Annotated in this window: 23 protein-coding genes, 3 tRNA genes and 1 riboswitch; of the genes, 4 read left to right on the top strand and 22 right to left on the bottom strand. The window is 60.6% G+C overall.

The window, feature by feature from the left end:
* Positions 1-7: 7 nt before the first annotated feature.
* From nuoK to EFQ99_RS27525, 15 genes are all read right to left on the bottom strand, one after another.
* Positions 8-316 (bottom strand): NADH-quinone oxidoreductase subunit NuoK, encoded by a 309-nt coding sequence (gene nuoK / locus EFQ99_RS27595; RefSeq protein WP_003587269.1) that lies wholly within the window; start codon positions 314-316, stop codon positions 8-10.
* 21 nt (positions 317-337) lie between these two features.
* Positions 338-952 carry an NADH-quinone oxidoreductase subunit J gene (locus EFQ99_RS27590; protein ID WP_126924365.1) on the bottom strand — a complete coding sequence of 205 codons (615 nt, stop codon included), beginning with the start codon at positions 950-952 and terminating at the stop codon, positions 338-340.
* A 138-nt stretch (positions 953-1090) separates the two neighbouring features.
* Entirely contained in the window at positions 1091-1582 is a 492-nt protein-coding gene (gene nuoI, locus EFQ99_RS27585; RefSeq protein WP_126924364.1) for an NADH-quinone oxidoreductase subunit NuoI, read from the bottom strand.
* Positions 1583-1622: 40 nt separating this feature from the next.
* Positions 1623-2666, bottom strand: coding sequence for an NADH-quinone oxidoreductase subunit NuoH (gene nuoH / locus EFQ99_RS27580; RefSeq protein ID WP_126924363.1), 1044 nt, complete (start codon positions 2664-2666; stop codon positions 1623-1625).
* Positions 2667-2678: 12 nt separating this feature from the next.
* On the bottom strand, positions 2679-4760 hold the full coding sequence (gene nuoG, locus EFQ99_RS27575) for an NADH-quinone oxidoreductase subunit NuoG (protein WP_126924362.1): 2082 nt from the start codon (positions 4758-4760) through the stop codon (positions 2679-2681).
* A gap of 226 nt (positions 4761-4986) precedes the next feature.
* Positions 4987-5673, bottom strand: a complete 687-nt coding sequence (locus EFQ99_RS27570) for a 5' DNA nuclease (protein WP_126924361.1) — start codon at positions 5671-5673, stop codon at positions 4987-4989.
* Between the two features lie 2 nt (positions 5674-5675).
* Positions 5676-6980 (bottom strand): NADH-quinone oxidoreductase subunit NuoF, encoded by a 1305-nt coding sequence (gene nuoF / locus EFQ99_RS27565; RefSeq protein ID WP_003547378.1) that lies wholly within the window; start codon positions 6978-6980, stop codon positions 5676-5678.
* A 10-nt stretch (positions 6981-6990) separates the two neighbouring features.
* Positions 6991-8151 (bottom strand): NADH-quinone oxidoreductase subunit E, encoded by a 1161-nt coding sequence (locus EFQ99_RS27560; RefSeq protein WP_126924360.1) that lies wholly within the window; start codon positions 8149-8151, stop codon positions 6991-6993.
* 16 nt (positions 8152-8167) lie between these two features.
* Complete coding sequence (locus EFQ99_RS27555; protein ID WP_008521898.1) at positions 8168-8440, bottom strand: hypothetical protein; 273 nt, start codon at positions 8438-8440, stop codon at positions 8168-8170.
* Positions 8440-9630 carry an NADH-quinone oxidoreductase subunit D gene (locus EFQ99_RS27550; RefSeq protein WP_126924359.1) on the bottom strand — a complete coding sequence of 397 codons (1191 nt, stop codon included), beginning with the start codon at positions 9628-9630 and terminating at the stop codon, positions 8440-8442. Before EFQ99_RS27550 ends, EFQ99_RS27555 begins: the two co-directional genes overlap by 1 nt.
* Positions 9631-9696: 66 nt before the next feature.
* Positions 9697-10299 carry an NADH-quinone oxidoreductase subunit C gene (locus tag EFQ99_RS27545; protein ID WP_126924358.1) on the bottom strand — a complete coding sequence of 201 codons (603 nt, stop codon included), beginning with the start codon at positions 10297-10299 and terminating at the stop codon, positions 9697-9699.
* Between the two features lie 18 nt (positions 10300-10317).
* Positions 10318-10902, bottom strand: coding sequence for a NuoB/complex I 20 kDa subunit family protein (locus EFQ99_RS27540; RefSeq protein ID WP_125849159.1), 585 nt, complete (start codon positions 10900-10902; stop codon positions 10318-10320).
* Complete coding sequence (locus EFQ99_RS27535) at positions 10893-11258, bottom strand: NADH-quinone oxidoreductase subunit A (protein ID WP_008521906.1); 366 nt, start codon at positions 11256-11258, stop codon at positions 10893-10895. The genes EFQ99_RS27540 and EFQ99_RS27535 overlap by 10 nt, the downstream gene beginning before the upstream one ends.
* 247 nt (positions 11259-11505) lie before the next feature.
* A tRNA-Asp gene (locus tag EFQ99_RS27530) sits at positions 11506-11582 on the bottom strand.
* Between the two features lie 50 nt (positions 11583-11632).
* Positions 11633-11709: transfer RNA gene (locus EFQ99_RS27525), tRNA-Asp, on the bottom strand.
* Between the two features lie 414 nt (positions 11710-12123).
* Between EFQ99_RS27525 and EFQ99_RS27520 the strand changes: the two genes are divergently transcribed.
* Together EFQ99_RS27520 and EFQ99_RS36170 are read left to right on the top strand one after the other, a co-directional pair.
* Positions 12124-12199, top strand: a tRNA-Val gene (locus EFQ99_RS27520).
* A gap of 403 nt (positions 12200-12602) precedes the next feature.
* The gene (locus tag EFQ99_RS36170; protein WP_126924357.1) at positions 12603-12815 is read left to right on the top strand and encodes a hypothetical protein; all 213 of its coding nucleotides are present in this window, start codon (positions 12603-12605) and stop codon (positions 12813-12815) included.
* A gap of 110 nt (positions 12816-12925) precedes the next feature.
* On the opposite strand, the gene EFQ99_RS27510 is transcribed toward EFQ99_RS36170, so the two are convergent.
* Both EFQ99_RS27510 and EFQ99_RS27505 read right to left on the bottom strand, forming a co-directional pair.
* Positions 12926-13474, bottom strand: a complete 549-nt coding sequence (locus EFQ99_RS27510) for a glutathione peroxidase (RefSeq protein ID WP_126924356.1) — start codon at positions 13472-13474, stop codon at positions 12926-12928.
* Positions 13475-13609: 135 nt separating this feature from the next.
* The gene (locus tag EFQ99_RS27505) at positions 13610-13963 is read right to left on the bottom strand and encodes a hypothetical protein (protein ID WP_126924355.1); all 354 of its coding nucleotides are present in this window, start codon (positions 13961-13963) and stop codon (positions 13610-13612) included.
* A 163-nt stretch (positions 13964-14126) separates the two neighbouring features.
* On the opposite strand from EFQ99_RS27505, the gene EFQ99_RS27500 reads away from it, so the two are divergent.
* Positions 14127-14732, top strand: a complete 606-nt coding sequence (locus tag EFQ99_RS27500; RefSeq protein WP_126924354.1) for a class I SAM-dependent methyltransferase — start codon at positions 14127-14129, stop codon at positions 14730-14732.
* 6 nt (positions 14733-14738) lie between these two features.
* On the opposite strand, the gene EFQ99_RS27495 is transcribed toward EFQ99_RS27500, so the two are convergent.
* Positions 14739-15161, bottom strand: a complete 423-nt coding sequence (locus EFQ99_RS27495) for a (R)-mandelonitrile lyase (RefSeq protein WP_126924353.1) — start codon at positions 15159-15161, stop codon at positions 14739-14741.
* 228 nt (positions 15162-15389) lie between these two features.
* On the opposite strand from EFQ99_RS27495, the gene EFQ99_RS27490 reads away from it, so the two are divergent.
* Positions 15390-16376 (top strand): aldo/keto reductase, encoded by a 987-nt coding sequence (locus EFQ99_RS27490; RefSeq protein WP_126924352.1) that lies wholly within the window; start codon positions 15390-15392, stop codon positions 16374-16376.
* A gap of 149 nt (positions 16377-16525) precedes the next feature.
* Here the strand turns inward: EFQ99_RS27490 and EFQ99_RS27485 are convergent, their stop codons facing one another.
* From EFQ99_RS27485 to clpX, 4 genes are all read right to left on the bottom strand, one after another.
* The gene (locus EFQ99_RS27485; protein ID WP_425376291.1) at positions 16526-17434 is read right to left on the bottom strand and encodes a DMT family transporter; all 909 of its coding nucleotides are present in this window, start codon (positions 17432-17434) and stop codon (positions 16526-16528) included.
* A gap of 82 nt (positions 17435-17516) precedes the next feature.
* Positions 17517-17668: riboswitch (FMN riboswitch) on the bottom strand.
* 120 nt (positions 17669-17788) lie between these two features.
* Complete coding sequence (gene hupB / locus EFQ99_RS27480; protein ID WP_003558438.1) at positions 17789-18064, bottom strand: DNA-binding protein HupB; 276 nt, start codon at positions 18062-18064, stop codon at positions 17789-17791.
* 206 nt (positions 18065-18270) lie between these two features.
* Positions 18271-20688 (bottom strand): endopeptidase La, encoded by a 2418-nt coding sequence (gene lon / locus EFQ99_RS27475; protein WP_126924350.1) that lies wholly within the window; start codon positions 20686-20688, stop codon positions 18271-18273.
* Between the two features lie 406 nt (positions 20689-21094).
* Complete coding sequence (clpX, locus tag EFQ99_RS27470; RefSeq protein ID WP_004680013.1) at positions 21095-22372, bottom strand: ATP-dependent Clp protease ATP-binding subunit ClpX; 1278 nt, start codon at positions 22370-22372, stop codon at positions 21095-21097.
* Between the last annotated feature and the right edge of the window lie 255 nt (positions 22373-22627).

Genomic DNA, 22627 nt, shown 5'->3' with positions numbered 1-22627 from the left:
GAGCCACTCAGCCCTTCATCATATTGACGTCTTCGACCGCGATCGAGCCGCGGTTGCGGTAGAAGACAACGAGAATTGCAAGACCGATCGCCGCCTCGGCAGCCGCAACCGTCAGGATAAACAGCGCGAAGACCTGGCCGACGATGTCGTTCAGGAAGGAGGAGAAGGCGACCATGTTGATGTTGACGGCAAGCAGGATCAGTTCGACCGACATCAGGATGACGATGACGTTCTTCCGGTTCAGGAAGATGCCGAAGACGCCGAGCGTGAAGAGAATGGCGCTGACCGTCAGGTAGTGGGAAAGACCGATGACCATGTTTTTGTTCCTTGACCTGCCTTAGACGCCCTGCCCCGGCTTGACCGACACCACCTCGACGGCGGTAGCGGGCGTGCGGGCAACCTGCCTGGAAATATTCTGCCGCTTGATGTTGGTGCGGTGCCTCAGCGTCAGAACAATCGCGCCGATCATGGCCACCAGCAGCACCAGGCCGGCGATCTGGAAGAAGTAGACGTAGTTGGTGTAGAGAACATCGCCGAGAGCTGCCGTATTGGTGCGCTCGCTGAGTGCCGGGATCGGCATCGCGACTGATTTGGCGATCTCAGGCGAGATGACGCTGCCGCCGATGACGACGATCAGCTCGGCTGCCAGGATCACCCCGATCAGGCCGCCGATCGGCGCATATTCGAGAACACCGGCGCGAAGCTCGGTGAAGTCGATGTCGAGCATCATCACCACGAAGAGGAAGAGAACAGCGACGGCGCCGACATAGACGACGAGCAGGATCATCGCCAGGAATTCGGCGCCGAGCAGCAGGAAGAGGCCGGCGGCATTGAAGAACACCAGGATCAGGAACAGAACCGAGTGAACCGGGTTCTTCGCCCAGATGACCATGAACGCCGACGCCACCGCGACAAAGGCGAAAAGATAGAAAAATAGAGCCTGCAGACCCATGTTGGTGCCTTTTTCATCTTCCCCCGGGCAGCCGGGAGTTTCCCTGCCCGATAGAGCTTTGCGCGGTGCTAACCGGCAAAGCTCCTGTGCATATTGACCACGACGCCTAGGCGCTATCGCGGCATTTCAAAATCTCAATCAGCGGTACGGAGAATCGATCGCAATGTTGCGTGCGATTTCGCGCTCCCACCGGTCTCCGTTATCCAGAAGCCGCGCCTTGTCGAAATAAAGTTCTTCGCGGGTTTCGGTCGCAAATTCGAAATTCGGGCCTTCGACGATCGCGTCGACCGGGCAGGCTTCCTGGCAGAAGCCGCAATAGATGCACTTCACCATATCGATGTCGTAGCGCACCGTGCGGCGCGTGCCGTCGTTGCGCCGCGGGCCGGCCTCGATGGTGATCGCCTGGGCAGGACAGATCGCCTCGCAGAGCTTGCAGGCGATGCAGCGCTCCTCGCCGTTCGGGTAACGACGCAGCGCGTGCTCACCGCGGAAACGCGGGGAAACCGGACCCTTTTCGAAGGGATAGTTGATGGTCGCCTTCTGGCGGAAGAAATAGCGCATCGACAGGAAGAAAGCGCCGACGAATTCCTTGAGAAACAGCGAGTTGATGGAGCTGGACACGCTTGCCATCTTCAACCTCCAATATTGCCAGAAACGAGAGCGGACATGATCATGCCCATCCCGTCAGTTTCAGCACGAATGCAACGATGACGACCATGGCGAGCGACAGCGGCAGGAAAACCTTCCAGCCAAGGCGCATGAGCTGGTCGTAGCGGTAGCGTGGAACGAAGGCCTTGACCATCGCGAACATGAAGAACACCAGGCAGGCCTTCAGCGTGAACCAGATGATGCCGGGAACCCAGTTGAGGATCCAGATATCGACCGGAGGCAGCCAGCCGCCCAGGAAGAGGATCGTCGTCAGCGCGCACATCAGACAGACGGCCGCATATTCGCCGAGCATGAACATCATGTAGGGCGAAGAGCCGTATTCGACCATGAAGCCGGCGACGAGTTCCGATTCTGCTTCCGGAAGGTCGAAAGGCGGACGGTTCGTCTCGGCGAGCGCCGAAATGAAGAAGACGATGAACATCGGAAAGAGCGACAGCCAATGCCAGTCGAGGAACGACGCCGGCAGGCCGAGCATGGTGCCGAGGCCGGTATGCTGCGCATTGACGATATCGGTCAGGTTCAGCGAGCCGACGCAGAGAAGCACGGTGACGATGACGAAGCCGATCGAGACTTCATAAGACACCATCTGCGCAGCCGAACGCAGCGCACCGAGGAACGGATACTTCGAGTTCGAAGCCCAGCCGCCCATGATGATGCCGTAGACCTCAAGCGAGGAGATCGCAAAGATATAGAGGATGCCGACATTGATGTTGGCGATCACCCATCCGTCGGCGAGCGGCACGACTGCCCAGGTGGAGAGCGCCAGAAGCACGGTGACCAGCGGCGCAAGCAGGAAGACCGCCTTGTTGGCGCCGGCCGGAATGATCGGCTCCTTGAAGACGAACTTCAGAAGGTCGGCGAAGGACTGGAACAGGCCGAAGGGACCGACGACGTTCGGGCCGCGGCGCAGCTGCACGGCCGCCCAGATCTTGCGGTCGGCGAGCAGCACGTAGGCGATGAAGACGAGCAGGCAGACCAGAAGCAGCAGCGACTGACCGATCATGATGATCGCCGGCCAGACATAGGTCGAAAAGAAAGAATCCATAGTCCCCTGCCCTTACTCTGCCGCGACTTTGAAGTTGTTGCGGGCCAATGCCGAGCACTCGGCCATGACAGCCGAGGCGCGCGCTATCGGGTTCGTCAAATAGAAGTCTTTGACCGGCGACGCAAACCCTGACTTGTTCATCTTGCCGGCTTTTTTCGCGACTGCGGCAATTTGGGCGCTATCGGTTTCGGCGATCTCGTCAATGGCGGCGAAATGCGGGAAAGCGGCGTAGAGCTTAGCGCGCAATTCGCTCAGCGAATCGAAGGCAAGCTTCTTGCCGAGCACGTCGGAAAGAGCGCGAATGATCGCCCAGTCCTCGCGAGCGTCACCGGGCGCAAAACCTGCGCGATTGCCCATCTGGACGCGGCCTTCGGTATTGACCCAGGTGCCGGACTTTTCGGTATAGGCAGCAGCCGGCAGGATGACGTCGGCATGGTGCGCGCCATTATCGCCGTGCGAGCCGATATAGACGGTGAGCTTGGCCTTCTTGGCGGTGAAGTCGAGTTCGTCGGCGCCGAGCAGGAAGAGCACGTCCATTGCCGTCAGCATTTCGGCGACGTTGACGCCCTTGGCGCCCGGCACGAAGCCGAGATCGAGGCCACCGACGCGGGATGCTGCGGTATGAAGGACGGCAAAACCGTTCCAGCCCTCGACGACCGCGCCGACCGAACCGGCGAGCTTGGCAGCGCTTGCGAGAACGCCGGCGCCGTCGGTGCGCGACAACGCGCCCTGGCCGATGATGATCATCGGCTTGGCGGCGTTCTTCAGCACTTCGGCAAAGGCGTGGGTGCCGTCGACCAGATCCTTCAACGTGTCGGGACCGCCACCGAGATAATCATAGCTGTAGCGCAGTTCGCCCCGCTCGCCGATCACGCCGATCGGGAACTTGCCGCGGCGCCAGCGCTTGCGGATGCGGGCGTTGAGAATGGCCGCCTCGAAGCGCGGATTGGCGCCGATGATCAGCAGCGCGTCGGCCTGGTCGATGCCTGCAATGGTCGGGTTGAAGAGATAGCTTGCACGGCCGAGCGAAGGATCAAGTGCCGTCCCATCCTGGCGACAGTCGAGATTCTCAGATCCGAGCGACTTGACCAGCTCGGAGAGCGCATACATTTCCTCGACGGAAGCAAGATCGCCTGCGATCGCGCCGATCTTGTCACCCGAGGTGGCGCTGACGGCGGCCTTGATGGCGCCGAAAGCCTCGGCCCAGGTGGCAGGCTGCAGGCGGCCGTCGCGGCGAACGTAAGGCCGGTCGAGGCGCTGGGTCTTCAGGCCGTCCCAGATGAAGCGGCTCTTGTCGGAGATCCACTCCTCGTTGATCGTCTCGTTGACGCGCGGCAGAATACGCATCACTTCGCGGCCGCGGGTATCGACGCGGATCGCCGAACCGACGGCATCCATCACGTCGATCGATTCGGTCTTGTTCAATTCCCAGGGGCGTGCAGTGAAGGCGAAGGGCTTGGAGGTGAGCGCGCCGACCGGGCAAAGGTCGACGACGTTGCCCTGCAATTCGGAGGTCATCGCCTGTTCGAGATAGGTGGTGATCTCGGCATCCTCGCCGCGGCCGATCAGGCCGAGTTCGGAAATGCCGGCGACTTCGGTGGTGAAGCGGACGCAGCGCGTGCAATGGATGCAGCGGTTCATCACCGTCTTGACGAGCGGACCGATATACTTGTCCTCGACGGCGCGCTTGTCTTCCTGATAGCGCGAGGTGTCGATGCCGAAGGTCATTGCCTGGTCCTGCAGGTCGCATTCGCCGCCCTGGTCGCAGATCGGGCAATCGAGCGGATGGTTGATCAGCAGAAACTCCATCACGCCTTCGCGGGCCTTCTTGACCATCGGGGTGTTGGTGAAGACCTCAGGCAATTCGCCGTTCGGGCCACCGCGAATGTCGCGAACGCTCATGGCGCAGGATGCCTGCGGCTTCGGCGGGCCACCCTTCACCTCGACGAGGCACATGCGGCAATTGCCGGCAACCGACAGGCGCTCATGGAAGCAGAAGCGCGGAACCTCGGCGCCGGCATCCTCGCACGCCTGCAACAGCGTGAAATGATCCGGAACTTCGATCTCGTTGCCGTCAATCTTCAGTTTTGCCATCGTCGCTCAGTCCTGTTTCCCGTTTGCCTGATGACGGCAAACAAACCTATTTTTGCAACACTCTTATTGCCAAGCCGGATCTTTCGTCCTGCCGACATCTGATGTCGCCCAAATTCTCTGTCGCGCGTTCCAGATCCGGAACCCGCTTGGCATCTGCGGCTTGAGGCCCCCGCCCGTCCGCCGATCTGCCCGCTTTTTCCGGCCGATTGAAACGACCGGACACTTTTCATCTCTTCCTGCGACCCCGTGTCGCGAGAACTTTTGCCTGGCCGGGCCAGTCATCACGACCGATGCGGCCGTTGAATCCGAGTTCGGCGTCGAGCCGAGCGATTTCCTCGTCGCTCCAGCCGGCGATCTCGGCAAAGCTGCGAATGCCCTTGGCATTCAGCACCTGCTCAAGCTTCGGGCCGATGCCGGCGATCAGCTTCAGATCATCGGCCTTCCCGGGCCGCGTAGCCGGCTTCGCCCTTGCGGCCGGCGCCGGCTTGCTGACAGGCATCGGTGCGCTGACCGGCGCAACGACCGTCAGTTTGGGCCTTGCCTTCTTTTCGACAACCGGCTTGCTCTCGGCCGCCGGCCTGGCGATAGTCTTGACGGCCGGGCGAATATTCTCCTGCCGAATATCGACGTCGGGCGTCGGCTCTTCCGGCGGAGTGTCATCGAGAGCGGCGGCGAGCTTGCCGGTGGTTTCCAGGGCGCTCTGGAAGGCACCGAAGAAGGCGCCCGCCATCTGAGTCGAGAGACCGACGCCGATCGCGGTTGCGGCGGCAAAAGCTGCAGCGGGATGCGCCATCAGCGGATGCACCGGCATCGCCCGTGCATTTTCCAGCATCTCGGCGGCAAGCCGGCCGAAGCCGGCCGCGAAATCGGCAGCCTCTTCCTTCTTCCTGCCATCAGATGCCTTGTCCGCCATGATTATTCAGCCGCCTCCAGAACCGCGCCGTGATCGAGCGCGCTTGCCGTATACTGGTCGATGCGCTTTTCGATCTCGGGGCGGAAGTTACGGATCAGACCCTGCACCGGCCATGCGGCGGCGTCGCCAAGCGCGCAGATGGTGTGGCCTTCGATCTGCTTCGTCACCTGGAACAGCATGTCGATTTCGCGCTTCTGGGCGTTGCCCTTGGCCATGCGCTCCATCACGCGCCACATCCAGCCTGTGCCTTCGCGGCAGGGCGTGCACTGGCCGCAGCTCTCATGCTTGAAGAAGGCGGAGATGCGGGCAATCGCCTTGATGACGTCGGTGGACTTGTCCATGACGATTGCCGCAGCCGTGCCGAAGGAGGACCCGACGCCGCGCAGGCCGTCGAAATCCATCGGGCAATCGATGATGTCCTTGGCCGGAACGATCGGGCAGGATGCGCCGCCCGGAATGACGGCGAGCAGATTGTCCCAGCCGCCACGGATACCGCCGGCGTGGCGGTCGACCAGTTCGCGGAAGGTGATGCCCATTTCCTCTTCGACCGTGCACGGCTTGTTGACGTGGCCGGAAAGCATGAACAGCTTGGTGCCGACATTGTTCGGGCGGCCGATAGCCGAGAACCAGCCGGCGCCGCGGCGCAGGATCGTCGGAGCGACAGCGATCGATTCGACGTTATTAACAGTCGTCGGGCAGCCGTAGAGACCCATATTGGCCGGGAACGGTGGCTTCAGGCGCGGCTGGCCCTTCTTGCCTTCGAGGCTTTCGAGCAGCGCGGTTTCCTCGCCGCAAATATAGGCGCCGGCGCCGTGATGGACGAAGATGTCCATGTCCCAGCCGAGCTTGTTGTTCTTGCCGAGCAGGCCATAGTCATAACATTCGTCGATCGCCGCCTGCAGCGCTTCGCGCTCGCGGATATATTCGCCGCGCACGTAGATGTAGGCCGCATTGGCGCCCATGGCGAAGCTTGCGATGACGCAGCCTTCGATCAGCGTATGCGGATCGTGGCGCATGATGTCGCGGTCCTTGCAGGTGCCAGGCTCGGATTCGTCGGCGTTGACGACGAGATAATGCGGACGGCCGTCGCTTTCCTTCGGCATGAAGGACCATTTGAGGCCAGTCGGGAAGCCGGCGCCGCCACGACCGCGAAGACCGGATGCCTTCATCTCGTTGATGATCCAGTCACGGCCCTTTTCGAGGATCTGCTTGGTGCCGTCCCAATGGCCGCGGCTCATCGCGCCCTTCAGGGATTTGTCCTTGAGGCCGTAAATGTTGGTAAAGATGCGGTCTTTATCTTGTAACATGCTTCACCTCTTACCGCGGCTTCTTGCCGAAGACCTTGATATATTCCGCTTCGCCGCCCTTGGCGAGCGCCTTGGCCTGCTTGACCCAGTCGTCTCGCTCGATGCGGCCGCGGAAATTCAGGTAGCCATCGACCCACTCGCGCTCGGCCTTCTTCCAACCTGCGACTTGCGCGAAGGTGAAGATGCCGATTTCGTTCAATGTCGCCTCGATCTTCGGACCGACGCCGGAGATCATCTTAAGATCGTCCGGTGCGGCGGGCTTTTCGATGCCGGACGGACGGTTCTTGTCGGTCAGGCTCGGCTTTGTCGCCGGAGCTGTTTCGGCCTTGACGGCAGGTGCCGGTTCGGCAGCGGCAGTGCCTGATATCGGCTGCTGCTCAGCAGCCTTTGCGTTCTTCGCCGCAGCCTTCGGCGCCGTTGCCGGCGTCTTCAGGGCGGCATTGGTTTCCGCGTCAGTGCTCTTCGGGCGGGCAGCCTCGGAGGGAGGAACCGGAGCGCCATCGACAGGAGCGGAAATGGTTTCGGCATCCGCCTTCTTGGCGCGGGTCCTTGTCTTCGGCTCTTCCGTCGTCAGCGAGGTCGGCCCGCCCTCAGGCGCCGAAAATACCCGGTCGATCTGGGTGCCCGGCTTGATGCTTGCAGCGTTGCCGGCGGCAAAGGCGTCGATGATTTCTTCGAGACGCTCGGGCGTCAGGTCTTCGTAGGTGTCCTTGCCGATCATCACCATCGGTGCGTTGACGCAGGCCCCGAGACATTCGACCTCTTCCCAGGACAGCGTGCCCTCGGCATTGCGCTCGAAGGTATGGGCATGGATCTTGCTCTTGCAGACCGACATCAGCGCTTCCGAGCCGCGCAGCATGCAGGGCGTCGTGCCGCAGACCTGGACATGAGCGCGCGTGCCGACGGGATGCAGCTGGAACTGCGTATAGAAGGTCGCGACCTCGAGCACCCTTATGTAGGCCATGTCGAGCATGTCGGCGATCTTTTCGATCGCCGCGCGCGTGACCCAACCATCCTGCTCCTGCGCCCGCATCAACAGCGGGATGACCGCCGACTGCTGGCGGCCGGCGGGGTATTTCTGGATCGTCTTGTCCGCCCAGACCGCATTGTCATCGCTGAAAGCGAATGCGGCAGGCTGAAATTGATCTTCGGCTAATCGACGAACGGACATTCTTCCTCACGCCTTGTCAGTTTAGGGTTCCACACCGCGAAGCGGTCAAAGACTGCATTTCGCAGGCATAGGCCGACTGGTCTTTCTGCATAAACACTACGAATTTGCTGCCGTTTGGAACGGCAGCCTTGATCTGATAGCCCTTGGACAAAAGCTCGCCCATGGACGATTGCTGTGCCGGCGGCGTCACTTCCTTATGGCCCAGCGGCGTGCCGAGGGTGTCGGCCTCCTGAGCTGAAAGCCCGGATGCCGAAAGGAGCATAGCGACGACGAGCGGCAGACGCTGCATCAGCGATCCACCTCACCGAAGACGATGTCGAGCGAGCCGAGGACGGCTGCGATATCGGCAAGCTGGTGGCCGCGGCACATGAAATCCATCGCCTGCAGATGCGCGTAACCGGGAGCGCGGATCTTGCAGCGATAGGGCTTGTTGCTGCCGTCGGAGACGAGATAGACGCCGAACTCGCCCTTTGGCGCCTCGACGGCGGCATAAACCTCGCCGGCCGGCACGTGATAGCCTTCGGTATAGAGCTTGAAGTGGTGGATCAGCGCTTCCATCGAGCGCTTCATCTCACCGCGCTTCGGCGGCACGACCTTGCCGTCGATCGACGAAAAGGGACCGGTCTTCGCATCAGAGAGCAGGCGGTTGACGCATTGCTTCATGATGCGGACCGATTGGCGCATCTCGATCATGCGGATCAGATAACGGTCGTAATTGTCACCATTCTTGCCGATCGGAATGTCGAATTCGAGATCGGAATAACATTCGTAGGGCTGGGCGCGACGCAGATCCCAGGCAGCACCCGAACCACGCACCATGACGCCGGAGAAGCCCCAGGCCCAGCAATCCTCCAGCGACACGACGCCGATGTCGACGTTGCGCTGCTTGAAGATGCGGTTGCCGGTCAGGAGGTTGTCGATATCGTCGAGCGCCTTCAGGAACGGGTCACACCAGTCGCCGATGTCCTGCACGAGCTTTTCCGGCAGGTCCTGGTGGACGCCGCCCGGACGGAAATAAGCGGCATGCATGCGCGAACCGGAGGCGCGCTCATAGAACACCATCAGCTTTTCACGCTCTTCGAAGCCCCAGAGCGGCGGCGTCAGCGCGCCGACGTCCATGGCTTGGGTCGTAACGTTCAGGAGATGCGAAAGGATGCGGCCGATTTCCGAGTAGAGAACGCGGATCAGCTGGCCACGGATCGGGATCTCGATGCCGAGCAGCTTTTCGACGGCCATCGCATAGGCATGTTCCTGATTCATCGGCGCGACATAGTCGAGGCGATCGAAATAGGGCACGGCCTGAAGATAGGTCTTGGTCTCGATCAGCTTTTCGGTGCCGCGATGCAAGAGGCCGATATGCGGATCGACACGCTCCACAATTTCGCCGTCAAGCTCCAGGACAAGACGAAGAACGCCGTGCGCCGCCGGATGCTGCGGTCCGAAATTGATGTTGAAGTTGCGGACGTTATGTTCGGTCATGGCGATGGGCTCGCGTTCTCAGATAACCAGTGAATGACAGACACAGGGCCTGCCAGCAGCCTTGAACTATTGTTTCGCTTTTTCATCGCCAGGAAGCACATAATCCGTGCCTTCCCAGGGCGACATGAAGTCGAAATTGCGGAATTCCTGCTTCAACTCGACCGGCTCATAGACGACGCGCTTTGCCGCATCGTCGTAGCGGACCTCGACGAAACCAGTGGTCGGGAAGTCCTTGCGCAGCGGGTGACCTTCGAAACCGTAGTCGGTCAGGATGCGGCGCAGATCCGGATGGCCGGTGAAGAGCACGCCGTACATGTCCCAGGTTTCGCGCTCGAACCAGTCGGCGCCGGGATAAAGGCCGCAAGCGGACGGAACGGGCGTATCCTCGTCGGTCGCGACCTTCACTCGGATGCGCAGGTTCTGCTTCGGCGACAGCAGGTGATAGACGACGTCGAAACGCAGCTCGCGCTGCGGCCAGTCGACGCCGCAAATATCGATCAGGTTGACGAAACCGCATTTGGCGTCGTCGCGCAGGAAGGTCAGGAGCGCGATCAGGTTCTCACCCGTCGCCGTCAGCGTCAGCTCGCCATACTTCACCTGCGAAGCGGCGATCAGGTTGCCGCGCGCTTCGCCAAGGTAGGACGCAAGCTCTGTCAGGGCTTCACTCATATGCCTTGTCCTTAACCCTTAGCGTTCGATCGTGCCGGTGCGCCGGATCTTCTTCTGCAGCAGAAGCACGCCGTAGAGCAGCGCCTCCGCCGTGGGGGGACAGCCGGGCACATAGATGTCGATCGGCACGACGCGGTCACAGCCGCGCACCACCGAATAGGAATAATGATAATAGCCGCCACCATTGGCGCAGGAGCCCATCGAGATGACGTAGCGCGGCTCTGGCATCTGGTCGTAGACCTTGCGCAGCGCCGGCGCCATCTTGTTGGTCAGCGTGCCGGCGACGATCATCACGTCGGACTGGCGCGGCGAAGCACGAGGCGCAAAACCGAAGCGCTCGACGTCATAACGCGGCATCGACAGCTGCATCATTTCGACGGCGCAGCAGGCAAGGCCGAAGGTCATCCACATCAGCGAGCCGGTGCGGGCCCAGTTAATCAGTTCGTCGGTCGAGGTGACGAGAAAACCCTTGTCGGCGAGTTCGTTGTTGATCTCACCGAAGAAGGCGTCGTTGCTGCCAATGGGCTTACCGGTCGAGGGATCGATGATCCCCTTCGGCTGCTGGGCGACGAGCGGTTGATTGCTCACAGGGGCTACTCCCATTCCAGGGCTCCCTTTTTCCATTCATAGATAAAGCCGATGGTCAGCACGAGAAGGAAGACCATCATGGACCAGAAGCCGAACCAGCCGATGGCGCCGAAGGAAACGGCCCAGGGGAAGAGGAAGGCGACTTCCAGGTCGAAGATGATGAAGAGAATCGACACGAGGTAGAAGCGGATGTCGAACTTCATGCGGGCATCGTCGAAAGCGTTGAAGCCGCATTCGTAAGCCGAGAGCTTTTCCGAATCGGGCGCTTTGAAAGCCACGGCGAACGGCGCGATGAGCAGCGCCAGGCCAATGACAAGCGCGATACCGATAAAGATGGCGATCGGAATATAGGAACTGAGTAGTTCAGTCATCATGTTCATCCCTGCTTGCCGGCGGCGCCAGGCGGCGCATATGGGCAAATGCCCGGCAAGCGAACGTGCGTTGCAACAAGCCGTGGTTAGCGCAGCCGAAGCCCCGGCGCAAGACTTTATACAGAGGCAATTCGACGAGTGCGCGCGGACATTATCAAGCAGATGCAACGATGTCGCGACAAATCCGCGCAAGGCGGTTCAAGCTGCATGCCTGACCATTGAAAACTGCATGGCTTGCTGAAAAAAATGGCGCGAGTGACGGGGCTCGAACCCGCGACCTCCGGCGTGACAGGCCGGCACTCTAACCGACTGAGCTACACCCGCGCATAACGGACGGAAGAGCCGGACGGCGGCGGATATCGCCGGCTTTGAAATGGCGCGAGTGACGGGGCTCGAACCCGCGACCTCCGGCGTGACAGGCCGGCACTCTAACCGACTGAGCTACACCCGCACTTCATTTCAAGCAATCCGGATGCCTTCGCACCCTCTCCGAAACGGCTGCCCGTTTCGATGAGCGGCTAACTACGGGGTTCGCCTTTTAGTGTCAAGCAGGTTTGGAGACAAAACCATGACAGTCGTTGAATTGTTTCGGCAATGCCGGTGGAGGAAGAAGGAAAACCCAGCAATTCCCTTGCCTGCTGCCGCGCCCGCGCCTGATCGGAGACGACGAGGCACTCGAAACGAATATGCCCGCGCCTTCCCCCTCCCCTTTATCCACAGCCGCAATGAGCCTGATCGGCATCGCCGGACACAGGATCGTTGCCAAAAAAATCAAAAAATCTTCACAAACACTCTTGCGGTTTTGCCGCGATCCGCATAGATCACGGCCACCAACGCGGCGGGCCGATGCGGCTTCGTTTGCGATGGGCGATTAGCTCAGTTGGTAGAGCGCCTCGTTTACACCGAGGATGTCGGGAGTTCGAGTCTCTCATCGCCCACCATTTTTCCCTTGAAGTGTCAAAAACCAAGTTGATATCCCGGCCTCGCGGACTGACGCTTGCCGATGCCTCATCGCCATATCAGGAATTGCGATTGGCCTGCTGATCCAGTGGGAACCGAGACGCGGTGTTCGCTGATCGCCTGTCGCCGTCCCGAGGTCTCCGTCGAACGACGCGAGCAACCAATTGAGCGCGAAGTCGTCCAGTGCTCCGAATCAAGCGCAGCAAGGCATTACGCCCGGCAGCTTCGGACGCGCGCCATCCCGGCAGCCTCCACCAAAATGGACTACTCCCGGCCGTCACGCCACCTCCTATTGGGCGAATGGATGGTGGCCGGCAAAAGTGGGAGAATTCGCCGCCCGGAAAATCTCCGCGCTTAAAGGCTTACGGTGCCTGGAGGTGTGCCATGAGGACCCTGTGCTCCGCATTGACGCTGTGCATGGCGATTGCGCTTTGCACGCCGAGCGCCAGATATGTCACTCTGCCCGGATATGCGTTCAAGACGAATCCGCAATGCCAGCGTCACGAGCCGAAGACAAAATTTGACAACAAGTGCGACTGGCCGCGAGTGGGCATCAAAGACTTTACGCCCCCGCTTGTGACGGTGCTTGGGATCTGAGGATCTTGGATGGCGCCGGATGGCGCTTTCTCATTTTCTCCGGCTGAGATGTGAAAGCGCGATCGGGGTAACGAGCACCCCTCTATCCGGTGGTGCTCTTCGTCCGCCATTCATCCCTTCGCCAGCTCTTTCTCCACTGCCGAAACCAACCGCGAATCATCCGCCGTCACGTCAGGCGCGAAGCGGGCGGTGACTTTGCCGTCGCGGCCAATCAGGAATTTTTCGAAGTTCCAGAGAATATCGTCCTCGTCGCCGCCTGATATGCCGTGGGCTTTCAGGCGTTCGCGCATCGGGCCGTCGCCTGTCGTCGCAACACCCGACTTTGTCAGCTGCCGGTAAAGTGGGTGCTGGGCCTCGCCCTTGACCGAGATCTTCGAGAAAATCGGGAAGCTGACGTCGTAGGTACTGGTGCAGAAGTCGAGGATTTCGGCGTCGGTTCCGGGCTCCTGGCCCTTGAAGTCGTTGGCGGGGAACGCGGCGATGACGAAACCGCGCTCGCGCTTTTCCTTATAAAGTCTTTCGAGCCCGTCATATTGCGGCGTCAGCCCGCATTTCGAGGCGACGTTGACGATCAGGATCACCTTGCCCTTGTATTCGTTGAGCGCGATTTCACGACCGTCCACTGTTTTGACAGGGATATCCAGCACATTGCCCGTCACGGGAGCCTCCGATTTCTTAAAGGATATGTTTCGCCAAGCTTAGCGATATCGCCGCCGGTGTCATCAGCGCCGGAATCAGCTTGGCTTCAAGACAGCCCCGGCGCGGCTTCCGGCCGCACCGGGGCTCAACCCATGTCAGGCGGGGGACGTTTCCTTCACGTCGTCGAGCAGGAAGTGCACGACGATATAGTCGGTCTTGTAGTGCCGGCCGCTCTCCGACACGGCGTCGACGCTGCCGCCGTCCTTCGGGTGCCAAGCGTGATAATGGGGATTGGTGGTAATCAGGGTGATGGCCTTGCCATCTTTTTCACCAAGCCGGAAGCGCATCTCGGCAAGCGGCCAGATTCGCTCGTAATCCTCCATGGTGATCCGCGCCTTCAGCGCCAGGCGACGCAGCGGCGCTTCGCCGGCTTCTGCCGGTGTTTCCAGCGTCACCTCTTCGGCTCCGCTGATGATGGCGTTGAATTCTTCAGGCCAAATGCGTCTCATGAAATCGCTCCTCCCGAGGCTTTTCCGTCAGTCCACTGGTGAAACTTAGCGGTTTGTCTGAAAGAAGCAAATTCCTGTCATGCAGTTGTCATCGGCATCCGCTGCTCCTACGTTCCCTCGAACCGCATCAGGGCGTCAGTCGCCCGCAATTCCGAGATCAGAGATGAAGACACGCGAAGAAAGGCAGGCGCTCCGGGCGAGCATGCCGCGCACCGCGCTCAGCGCCCATCATATGGAAAACGCCCGTTTGTTGCCGGACCGCGGCGAATTGCTCTACCGTATCCCGAACGGCGGCGTCGGCGTCGAGGTGGGAGCGGCCTTCGGCGAATATACGGCAGAGATCCTGGAAAAGAACCGCCCGGCGCATCTCTACCTCATCGATCCCTGGTCGATGGATCGTTACAGTTCCGGCCTTGATTCGATCCATACGAAGTTCGCAGCCGAGATCGAGGCCGGCCGGCTGCATCTGATGCAGGGCACGTCGCTGGAGAAACTTGCCGAATTCGAGGATGATTTCCTCGATTGGGCCTATATCGATACCGACCATTCCTTCGAACTCACCTGGCAGGAGCTGCTGCTCTGCGAGAAGAAGGTGAAGCGGACGGGGCGCATTGCCGGGCATGATTTCTGCACCGGCAATACGGTCAAACCGATCGTCTATGGCGTCGTCGAGGCAGTCACCAAGTTCTGCAAGGATTACGGCTGGCAATTCGAGTTTCTGACGGTCGAATCACACGCGCATTTCTCCTATTGCCTGAAACGGCTCTGAACCGGCTCACACCTTGCCGGAATATTGCTCGTCGCTAACCTGTTCCAACCAGTCTGCGACACTGCCATCCAGTGCTTCATGGATAGCGATATGCGTCATTGCCGTGTCCGGGGCAGCGCCATGCCAATGTTTCTCATCAGGCGCGAACCAGATGGTATCGCCGGGACGGATTTCGCGCATGTCCCCGCCCCAGCTCTGGGCGAGGCCCTTACCTGATGTAACGATCAGCGTCTGGCCGAGCGGATGCGTGTGCCAGGCCGTGCGGGCGCCGGGCTCGAAGGTGACGGAGGTTGCCCTCACCCGGGCCGGCGCCGGCGCTTCGATCAGCGGATCCTGGCGAACGGCACCGGTGAAATAATCGGCCGGTGCCTTCATCGAGGGGCGAGAACCGGCGGGTTTGATCTCCATGATCTTTCCTTTTCCATCCATTGCGGTTGAAGCCTTGTCAGGCGACGATATTTCATCGAGGTGACCGATCAAGGCCGGATCGACAATTGCAGCGAAGTCACCCGCCTGATAGGTCCAGTGTCTCTCATCACTAAAGCGCGTCCTATCGTGCTTGATTCATGCGCCGCGCTTTGGCTTTTCATTTTTATGCATGTCGTTGTCCCGGACACCGCCGCACACTTCCGGGCGACATGCAATAGGGAGGATTTCATGAAACACCATGCTTTTGGCCGCATGCCGTTCACCGTCACCAATGTCGGCTTCGGCGCCTGGCAGATCGGCGGTTCCTGGGGCGATATCAGCGAGGCGGACGGGCGCGCGGCGCTGAATGCCGCGCTCGATGCCGGCATGACCTTCATCGATACCGCCGACGTTTACGGCGACGGCCGTTCGGAAAAGATCATTGCCGACGTCTTGAAGACGCGCGGCGGAGAACGCCCGATGGTCGCCACCAAGGCGGGCCGCCGCCTCAACCCGCATGTCGCCGAAGGCTATAGCAAGGCCAATCTGGAAGGCTTCATCGACCGCAGCCTCAAGAACCTCGCCGTCGACAGCCTCGACCTCGTGCAGCTGCATTGCCCGCCGCGCGAGGTGCTTTACCAGCCTGAGGTCTTCGAGGGTCTGAACGAGCTGCAAAAGGCCGGCAAGATCAAGGGTTACGGCGTCAGCGTCGAAAAGGTCGAGGATGGGCTGAAGGCGATCGAATATCCCGGCGTCGTCAGCATCCAGATCATCTACAATATCTTCCGCCAGCGCCCCGACCACCTGTTCTTCGCCGAAGCGCGCCGTAGGAATGTGGCGATCATCGCCCGTGTGCCGCTGGCAAGCGGCCTGCTCTCCGGCAAGATCACCCGCGACACCAAGTTCGCAAGTGATGACCACCGCAACTTCAACCGCCACGGCGAAGCCTTCGATGTCGGTGAGACCTTCGCCGGCGTTCCCTTCGAAGTCGGCCTTCAGGCGGTCGAGGAAGTGCGCAAGCTGGTACCGCGGGGCGCGACCATGGCCGCCTTCGCGCTGCGCTGGATCCTGATGAGTGAAGCCGTCACAGTCGTCATTCCCGGCGCCCGAAATGCCGAGCAGGCCAAGGCCAACGCGTCCGCGGCCGACCTCGCGCCGCTTTCGGCCGATGTCATGGCGGCAACGCGCGAGATCTACGAGCGGCTGATCGCGCCGCATGTACATCAGCGCTGGTAGGCCTCGACTCCTCAAAGCAAATGGCCGGGTTTCGCCCGGCCATTTTCATATCATCGATTCCCATCTTCGCTTCGCTCGCGCCGGACGGCCATCGAGGGCATCGCCTTGTCGCCGGCGCCGACAGCCCGCGACATTTCAGAGGGTCTGCGTCAGGCCGCCTCCCTTTCCCGGCGCATCTCGCTCCTCATGATGAAGAGCGATGCGGCAAGAATGAGTGCGGCGCCCAGCCAGAGGTAGCCTGCCGGCGCATAGCCGAAGAACAGCCAGCCCGCGAGCACATTCAGCGGCAGTTTGAGGTCGTCGAACGGCTGCACATAAGCGGCGTCGGCGCTGGCATAGGCAAGCGTCAGCAGATATTGCGCCACGACCGTCAGTAGGCCCGCCAGAAGGAAGAGAGCAAGTGCGGCGCCCGTGGGCACCGCAAAGCCCGCTGCAAGCGCCAGGCCGCCATTGATCGGCGTCAGCAGCACCAGCAGCCAGACGGTAATCGTTTCCGGCTTCTCGATGCCGGTCAGGCTCTTGGTGATCAGCGACGATGCGCCCCAGAGCAGGGCCGAGAGAACAGGCAGCAGTGCCGCCCAGGTGAAGCTGTCCGACCATGGCTGAAGGATGATCATCGCGCCGGCAAAGCCGACAGCCGTTGCCGCCCAGCGGGCCGAACCGACGCGTTCGCCGAGGAACAGGCGGGCGCCGAGGATGATGAAGAAGGGCGAGGTCATGACGAGTGCGATCGCCTGCCAGATCGGCACCGAGGCAAGGCCTGAAACCCAGGCCTCGACGCCAAGCGCGGCAAAGACCACGCGCACGAGATGCCGCCACGGATAGTTGGTGCGCATGGCCGAAAGGCCGACCTTGCGCAGGAAGGGCAAGGAGAAAAGGAAGGCGAAGGCATATTGCCAGAAGGCTGTGGAAGCCGAGGGAAAGGCGAGCTCCATGGTCAGCCACTGGGTGACGACATTGAGGAGTGAGAAGACCACGCCTCCAAGCACCATGAAGGCTGCGCCGGCAATGGCGCGGGAACGCGGGACTGCAAGGGAATTCTGATTCATGTCATCCATCCAAAAAAGGGACCAAACATAAATCAGGACGCATGAGCCCATGGCGCGCAGACATCGGCAGTCCCCTGCCCCGTGCGGCCATGCTCATTCTCTTTCATCCGGACTATACCGTCGGCTCCGGAATCGCACCGGATCTGCTGACCCTTCCCCGGCCGAGGCTTCGGAAGGCGCTCGCGGGCTCGGGCCGCAGCCCTTACCGCCGGTGGGGACTTTCACCCCGCCCTGAGAACGGTTTCGTTCGTAGAACAAAGCGCTGCATGCGGCAAGCGACAAAAACAAAAAGGGGCCCGGCGATGCCGAACCCCTCCGAAATCCTGCGCAGCCGCTCTCGTGTACGGCTGGCGGACTATCCAATCAGCCGTTGACGGCATCCTTCAGGCCCTTGCCGGGCGTGAACTTCGGCACGTTGCGTGCGGGAATGTCGACTTCAGCGCCGGTCGACGGGTTGCGGCCCTTCGTTGCGGCACGATGAGAAACAGTGAAGCTGCCGAAACCCGCCAGGCGGATGTCGCCCTTGTTCTTGAGTTCAGCCTGTACAACGTCGAAAACCGCATCGACAGCGGAAGCCGCGTCAGACTTCGTCAGTCCAGCCTTTTCGGCAACTGCGGACACGAGTTCATTCTTGTTCATGTTTCCACCCCTTTCTAAATGGTATGAAACGACTCAAATGTAAGCTAGGCGCCGAATAGGTTTCATCAGGCCCGCCGGGAACCCAAAAGCCCTGCAAATCAAGGAAAAGCAAGCGTCTCCATGACGTTTTCACAAAAAAGGCTGGCGTTTCCGCCAGCCTTTTTGTGTCTTTTGCGCCAATTGGGCGTAAATGTGGCAAGCGCCACTCAATGCGCTATGGTTGCGCCTGTATCATCAAGGCCTTCGACCGATGCAATGACCGACGTTTCCACCGTGCCGTCCCATTCGATCGGCTCCGGACGCCGGATCAGAGCATGCTTGATCACCTCACCCATCCGGGACACCGGGATGATCTCCATGCTGTTCTTCACGTTGTCAGGAATCTCCGCCAAGTCCTTGGCGTTTTCCTCCGGAATCAGCACCTTCTTGATGCCGCCGCGAAGTGCAGCCAGCAGCTTTTCCTTGAGACCGCCGATCGGCAGCACGCGGCCGCGAAGGGTGATTTCACCGGTCATGGCCACATGTCTGTTCACCGGTATACCGGTCATGATCGAGACGATAGCGGTCGCCATGGCGACACCGGCCGAGGGACCATCCTTCGGCGTCGCGCCTTCCGGCAAGTGCACGTGGATGTCGCTCTTGTCAAAGCGCGGCGGCTCGATACCGAAATCGACGGCGCGCGAGCGGACATAGGAGGCCGCTGCCGAGATCGATTCCTTCATCACGTCCTTCAGATTGCCGGTGACCGTCATGCGGCCCTTGCCCGGCATCATCACGCCTTCGATGGTCAGCAGCTCGCCGCCGACTTCCGTCCAGGCAAGACCGGTCACGACGCCGACCTGATCCTCGCCCTCGGCTTCGCCATGGCGGAAGCGCGGAACGCCCAGATAGTCGGCAATGTTGGCGGCCGTCACATGAACGGACTTCGTCTTGCCCTTGATGATCTCGGTGACCGCCTTGCGGGCGAGCTTCATCAGTTCGCGTTCGAAGCTGCGAACACCGGCTTCGCGGGTGTACTGCTGGCTGATCGCCATCAGGGCGTCGTCGCTGACCGAAAACTCTTCCGGCTGCAACGCATGTTCCTTGATGGCCTTGGGCAGCAGGTGCCGCTTGGCGATCTCGCGCTTTTCATCCTCGGTGTAGCCGGCGATACGGATGATCTCCATGCGGTCCATCAGGGGCGCCGGAATGTTCAGCGTATTCGCCGTCGTGATGAACATCACGTCCGACAGGTCGTATTCGACTTCCAGGTAGTGGTCCATGAAGGTCGAGTTCTGCGCCGGATCGAGCACCTCGAGCAGAGCCGAAGACGGATCGCCGCGATAGTCCTGACCGAGCTTGTCGATTTCGTCGAGCAGGAAGAGCGGGTTGGACTTCTTCGCCTTCTTCATCGACTGGATGACCTTGCCGGGCATCGAGCCGATATAGGTGCGGCGATGACCGCGGATTTCGGCTTCGTCACGGACGCCGCCGAGAGCCATACGGACATATTCACGGCCGGTCGCCTTGGCGATCGACTGGGCGAGCGAGGTCTTGCCGACGCCCGGAGGGCCGACGAGGCACAGGATCGGGCCCTTGATCTTGGTGGCGCGCGCCTGCACGGCCAGATATTCGACGATGCGCTCCTTGACCTTGTCGAGACCGAAGTGATCAGCTTCGAGGATCTTCTCGGCATTGTTGAGATCGGCCTTGATCTTCGACTTCTTGCCCCAGGGGATACCGAGCAGCCAGTCCAGATAGTTGCGTACGACGGTGGCTTCCGCCGACATCGGGCTCATCTGGCGCAGCTTCTTCAGCTCCGCGTCAGCCTTTTCACGGCCTTCCTTGGACAGCTTGGTCTTGGAGATGCGCTCTTCCAGTTCGCTCATCTCGTCGCGGCCTTCCTCGCCGTCGCCGAGTTCCTTCTGGATCGCCTTCATCTGCTCATTGAGGTAGTATTCGCGCTGGGTCTTCTCCATCTGGCGCTTGACGCGCGAGCGGATGCGTTTTTCGACCTGCAGGACCGAGATCTCACCTTCCATGAAGCCAAGCGCCTTTTCGAGGCGCGCCTTGACGCTGGTGGTCTCCAGCATTTCCTGCTTCTCGGTGATCTTGATCGACAGATGCGAGGCAACCGTATCGGCGAGCTTGGAATAGTCGTCGATCTGGCTGGCGGCGCCGACCACTTCGGGCGAAATCTTCTTGTTGAGCTTTACGTAGCTCTCGAATTCGGAAACGACCGAGCGCGACAGCGCTTCCAGTTCGACCGGATCGTCATGCGGCTCTTCGAGCACATGGCCGAGCGCCTCATAGAAATCCTCGCGGCTGGTGTAGGCGTCGATCTCGGCGCGTGCGCGGCCCTCGACAAGAACCTTCACGGTGCCATCAGGCAGCTTGAGCAGCTGCAATACGTTTGCCACGGTGCCGACGTTGTGGATCGCGGAAGGATCCGGATCGTCGTCGCTGGCATTGATCTGCGTCACCAGCATGATTTGCTTGTCGGAACCCATGACCTCTTCGAGCGCACGGATCGACTTTTCCCGTCCGACGAACAGCGGCACGATCATATGCGGGAAAACCACGATGTCGCGCAGGGGCAGAACAGGGTAGGCAGTGCTGCTCGCTACAGACGTTTTCTTCGTCATTTTTTTGTCCTTTCCATCGTCCCGTTACCGGGCTCTCTGCACGGCCGCTTGGGACCGGCCGGCACTCTCACTTGGCTCTACAAGTGGAGGTTCTGACTACGCTTTTCAAGCCACGCTAACGCCCGCGTTCCCCGGATGTGACGGCTTTATTACAACGGAACGCCAACACTATGAAGCGCGTGGCTGGACCGGCGCTTACCACTTCCGACCCCGCTAAAATACAAACGCCAGCAATACGCTTACGGAATCACTGCATCTTTGCCAAGCACCGCCCCTTGCGCAATATCGGCAAAGGCAATTCCGGTTCCCATCCGCAAAATACTAACAGCGCCTCGCATGGTTTTTCAAATAGAAAGGGGCCTGCCGACGGCAAGCCCCTCAAAATAATCGTGCGAAAGTCAAAAGGTCACGCCGAAGCGTTGGCCTTTTCTTCCTGACGGTCAGCATAGATGTAGAGCGGACGGGCAGAACCGCGCACCACTTCCTCCGAGATGACGACCTCGCGCACGCCTTCCAGCGTCGGCAGTTCGAACATGGTGTCGAGCAGGATCTTCTCCATGATCGAGCGAAGGCCGCGGGCGCCGGTCTTGCGCACGATCGCCTTGCGGGCGATTTCGCGCAGGGCATCCTCGTGGAAGGTCAGTTCCACGTCTTCCATCTCGAACAGGCGCTGATACTGCTTGATCAGCGCATTCTTCGGCTCGGACAGGATCTGGATCAGCGCGTCCTCATCGAGGTCCTCAAGCGTCGCCAGAACCGGCAGGCGTCCGATGAACTCGGGGATGAGGCCGAACTTGACCAGGTCTTCCGGCTCCAGTTCGCGCAGGACTTCGCCGACGCGGCGGTCGTCCTGGGCCTTGACGGTCGCGCCGAAGCCGATCGAGGTCTTCTCGCCGCGGGCGGAGATGATCTTGTCGAGGCCGGCGAAAGCGCCGCCGCAGATGAACAGGATGTTCGTGGTGTCGACCTGCAGGAATTCCTGCTGGGGATGCTTGCGGCCGCCCTGCGGCGGAACGGAAGCGACCGTGCCTTCCATGATCTTCAGGAGCGCCTGCTGCACGCCCTCGCCCGAAACGTCACGGGTGATCGACGGATTGTCGGACTTGCGCGAGATCTTGTCGACTTCGTCGATGTAGACGATGCCGCGCTGCGCGCGCTCGACGTTGTAGTCGGCCGCCTGCAGGAGCTTCAGGATGATGTTTTCCACATCCTCACCGACGTAACCGGCTTCGGTCAGCGTCGTCGCATCGGCCATGGTGAAGGGAACGTCGATGATGCGGGCAAGCGTCTGGGCAAGATAGGTCTTGCCGCAGCCGGTCGGGCCGACGAGCATGATGTTCGACTTCGCCAGTTCGACCTCGCCGTTCTTGGAGGCGTGCGCCAGGCGCTTGTAATGGTTGTGAACGGCGACCGACAGGATCTTCTTCGCCTGCCGCTGGCCGATGACGTATTCGTCGAGGACCTTGATGATGTCCTGGGGCGTCGGAACGCCGTCACGGGACTTGACCATCGAGGACTTGTTCTCCTCGCGGATGATGTCCATGCACAATTCGACGCATTCATCGCAGATGAACACGGTCGGTCCGGCAATCAGTTTCCGGACTTCGTGCTGGCTCTTTCCGCAGAACGAACAATAGAGGGTGTTCTTGCTGTCGCCGCCGTTGCTGCCGCTGACCTTGCTCATATCACTTTCCTTCCAGCACGCCGCATTTCAAGGCGAAATCGCGGTCCACTCAATCAGCTCCTGGCGGCGCTCCGTCTCTGGAGCCTCTGCCGAGAAGGGCTTCAGGGGCTACGAACCGGGCCCAATCGATCATGTCCGGGTTCCGGCGGCAACGAATTCCCCTTCGAATGCCAAATGCTATGTCATAAAAATTCAACATAGCATTAATAGTTACTATTAGCGTCTTCGTCGCCGGATGAAAGCCTTGTTCGATCA

This window comes from Rhizobium vallis, from assembly GCF_003985155.1.
GTDB lineage: Bacteria > Pseudomonadota > Alphaproteobacteria > Rhizobiales > Rhizobiaceae > Rhizobium > Rhizobium vallis.
Note: the sequence above shows the minus strand (reverse complement) of the source record. Positions and strands in the feature narration are given on the sequence as shown.

What these genes read in the sequence shown, in the direction of transcription:
- nuoK (WP_003587269.1), bottom strand. Translation starts at nt 316, where the DNA reads ATGGTCATCGGTCTTTCCCACTACCTGACGGTCAGCGCCATTCTCTTC.
- EFQ99_RS27590 (WP_126924365.1), bottom strand. Translation starts at nt 952, where the DNA reads ATGGGTCTGCAGGCTCTATTTTTCTATCTTTTCGCCTTTGTCGCGGTG.
- nuoI (WP_126924364.1), bottom strand. Translation starts at nt 1,582, where the DNA reads ATGGCAAGCGTGTCCAGCTCCATCAACTCGCTGTTTCTCAAGGAATTC.
- nuoH (WP_126924363.1), bottom strand. Translation starts at nt 2,666, where the DNA reads ATGGATTCTTTCTTTTCGACCTATGTCTGGCCGGCGATCATCATGATC.
- nuoG (WP_126924362.1), bottom strand. Translation starts at nt 4,760, where the DNA reads ATGGCAAAACTGAAGATTGACGGCAACGAGATCGAAGTTCCGGATCAT.
- EFQ99_RS27570 (WP_126924361.1), bottom strand. Translation starts at nt 5,673, where the DNA reads ATGGCGGACAAGGCATCTGATGGCAGGAAGAAGGAAGAGGCTGCCGAT.
- nuoF (WP_003547378.1), bottom strand. Translation starts at nt 6,980, where the DNA reads ATGTTACAAGATAAAGACCGCATCTTTACCAACATTTACGGCCTCAAG.
- EFQ99_RS27560 (WP_126924360.1), bottom strand. Translation starts at nt 8,151, where the DNA reads ATGTCCGTTCGTCGATTAGCCGAAGATCAATTTCAGCCTGCCGCATTC.
- EFQ99_RS27555 (WP_008521898.1), bottom strand. Translation starts at nt 8,440, where the DNA reads ATGCAGCGTCTGCCGCTCGTCGTCGCTATGCTCCTTTCGGCATCCGGG.
- EFQ99_RS27550 (WP_126924359.1), bottom strand. Translation starts at nt 9,630, where the DNA reads ATGACCGAACATAACGTCCGCAACTTCAACATCAATTTCGGACCGCAG.
- EFQ99_RS27545 (WP_126924358.1), bottom strand. Translation starts at nt 10,299, where the DNA reads ATGAGTGAAGCCCTGACAGAGCTTGCGTCCTACCTTGGCGAAGCGCGC.
- EFQ99_RS27540 (WP_125849159.1), bottom strand. Translation starts at nt 10,902, where the DNA reads ATGGGAGTAGCCCCTGTGAGCAATCAACCGCTCGTCGCCCAGCAGCCG.
- EFQ99_RS27535 (WP_008521906.1), bottom strand. Translation starts at nt 11,258, where the DNA reads ATGACTGAACTACTCAGTTCCTATATTCCGATCGCCATCTTTATCGGT.
- EFQ99_RS36170 (WP_126924357.1), top strand. Translation starts at nt 12,603, where the DNA reads ATGAGGACCCTGTGCTCCGCATTGACGCTGTGCATGGCGATTGCGCTT.
- EFQ99_RS27505 (WP_126924355.1), bottom strand. Translation starts at nt 13,963, where the DNA reads ATGAGACGCATTTGGCCTGAAGAATTCAACGCCATCATCAGCGGAGCC.
- EFQ99_RS27500 (WP_126924354.1), top strand. Translation starts at nt 14,127, where the DNA reads ATGAAGACACGCGAAGAAAGGCAGGCGCTCCGGGCGAGCATGCCGCGC.
- EFQ99_RS27495 (WP_126924353.1), bottom strand. Translation starts at nt 15,161, where the DNA reads ATGGATGGAAAAGGAAAGATCATGGAGATCAAACCCGCCGGTTCTCGC.
- EFQ99_RS27490 (WP_126924352.1), top strand. Translation starts at nt 15,390, where the DNA reads ATGAAACACCATGCTTTTGGCCGCATGCCGTTCACCGTCACCAATGTC.
- EFQ99_RS27485 (WP_425376291.1), bottom strand. Translation starts at nt 17,434, where the DNA reads ATGGATGACATGAATCAGAATTCCCTTGCAGTCCCGCGTTCCCGCGCC.
- hupB (WP_003558438.1), bottom strand. Translation starts at nt 18,064, where the DNA reads ATGAACAAGAATGAACTCGTGTCCGCAGTTGCCGAAAAGGCTGGACTG.
- lon (WP_126924350.1), bottom strand. Translation starts at nt 20,688, where the DNA reads ATGACGAAGAAAACGTCTGTAGCGAGCAGCACTGCCTACCCTGTTCTG.
- clpX (WP_004680013.1), bottom strand. Translation starts at nt 22,372, where the DNA reads ATGAGCAAGGTCAGCGGCAGCAACGGCGGCGACAGCAAGAACACCCTC.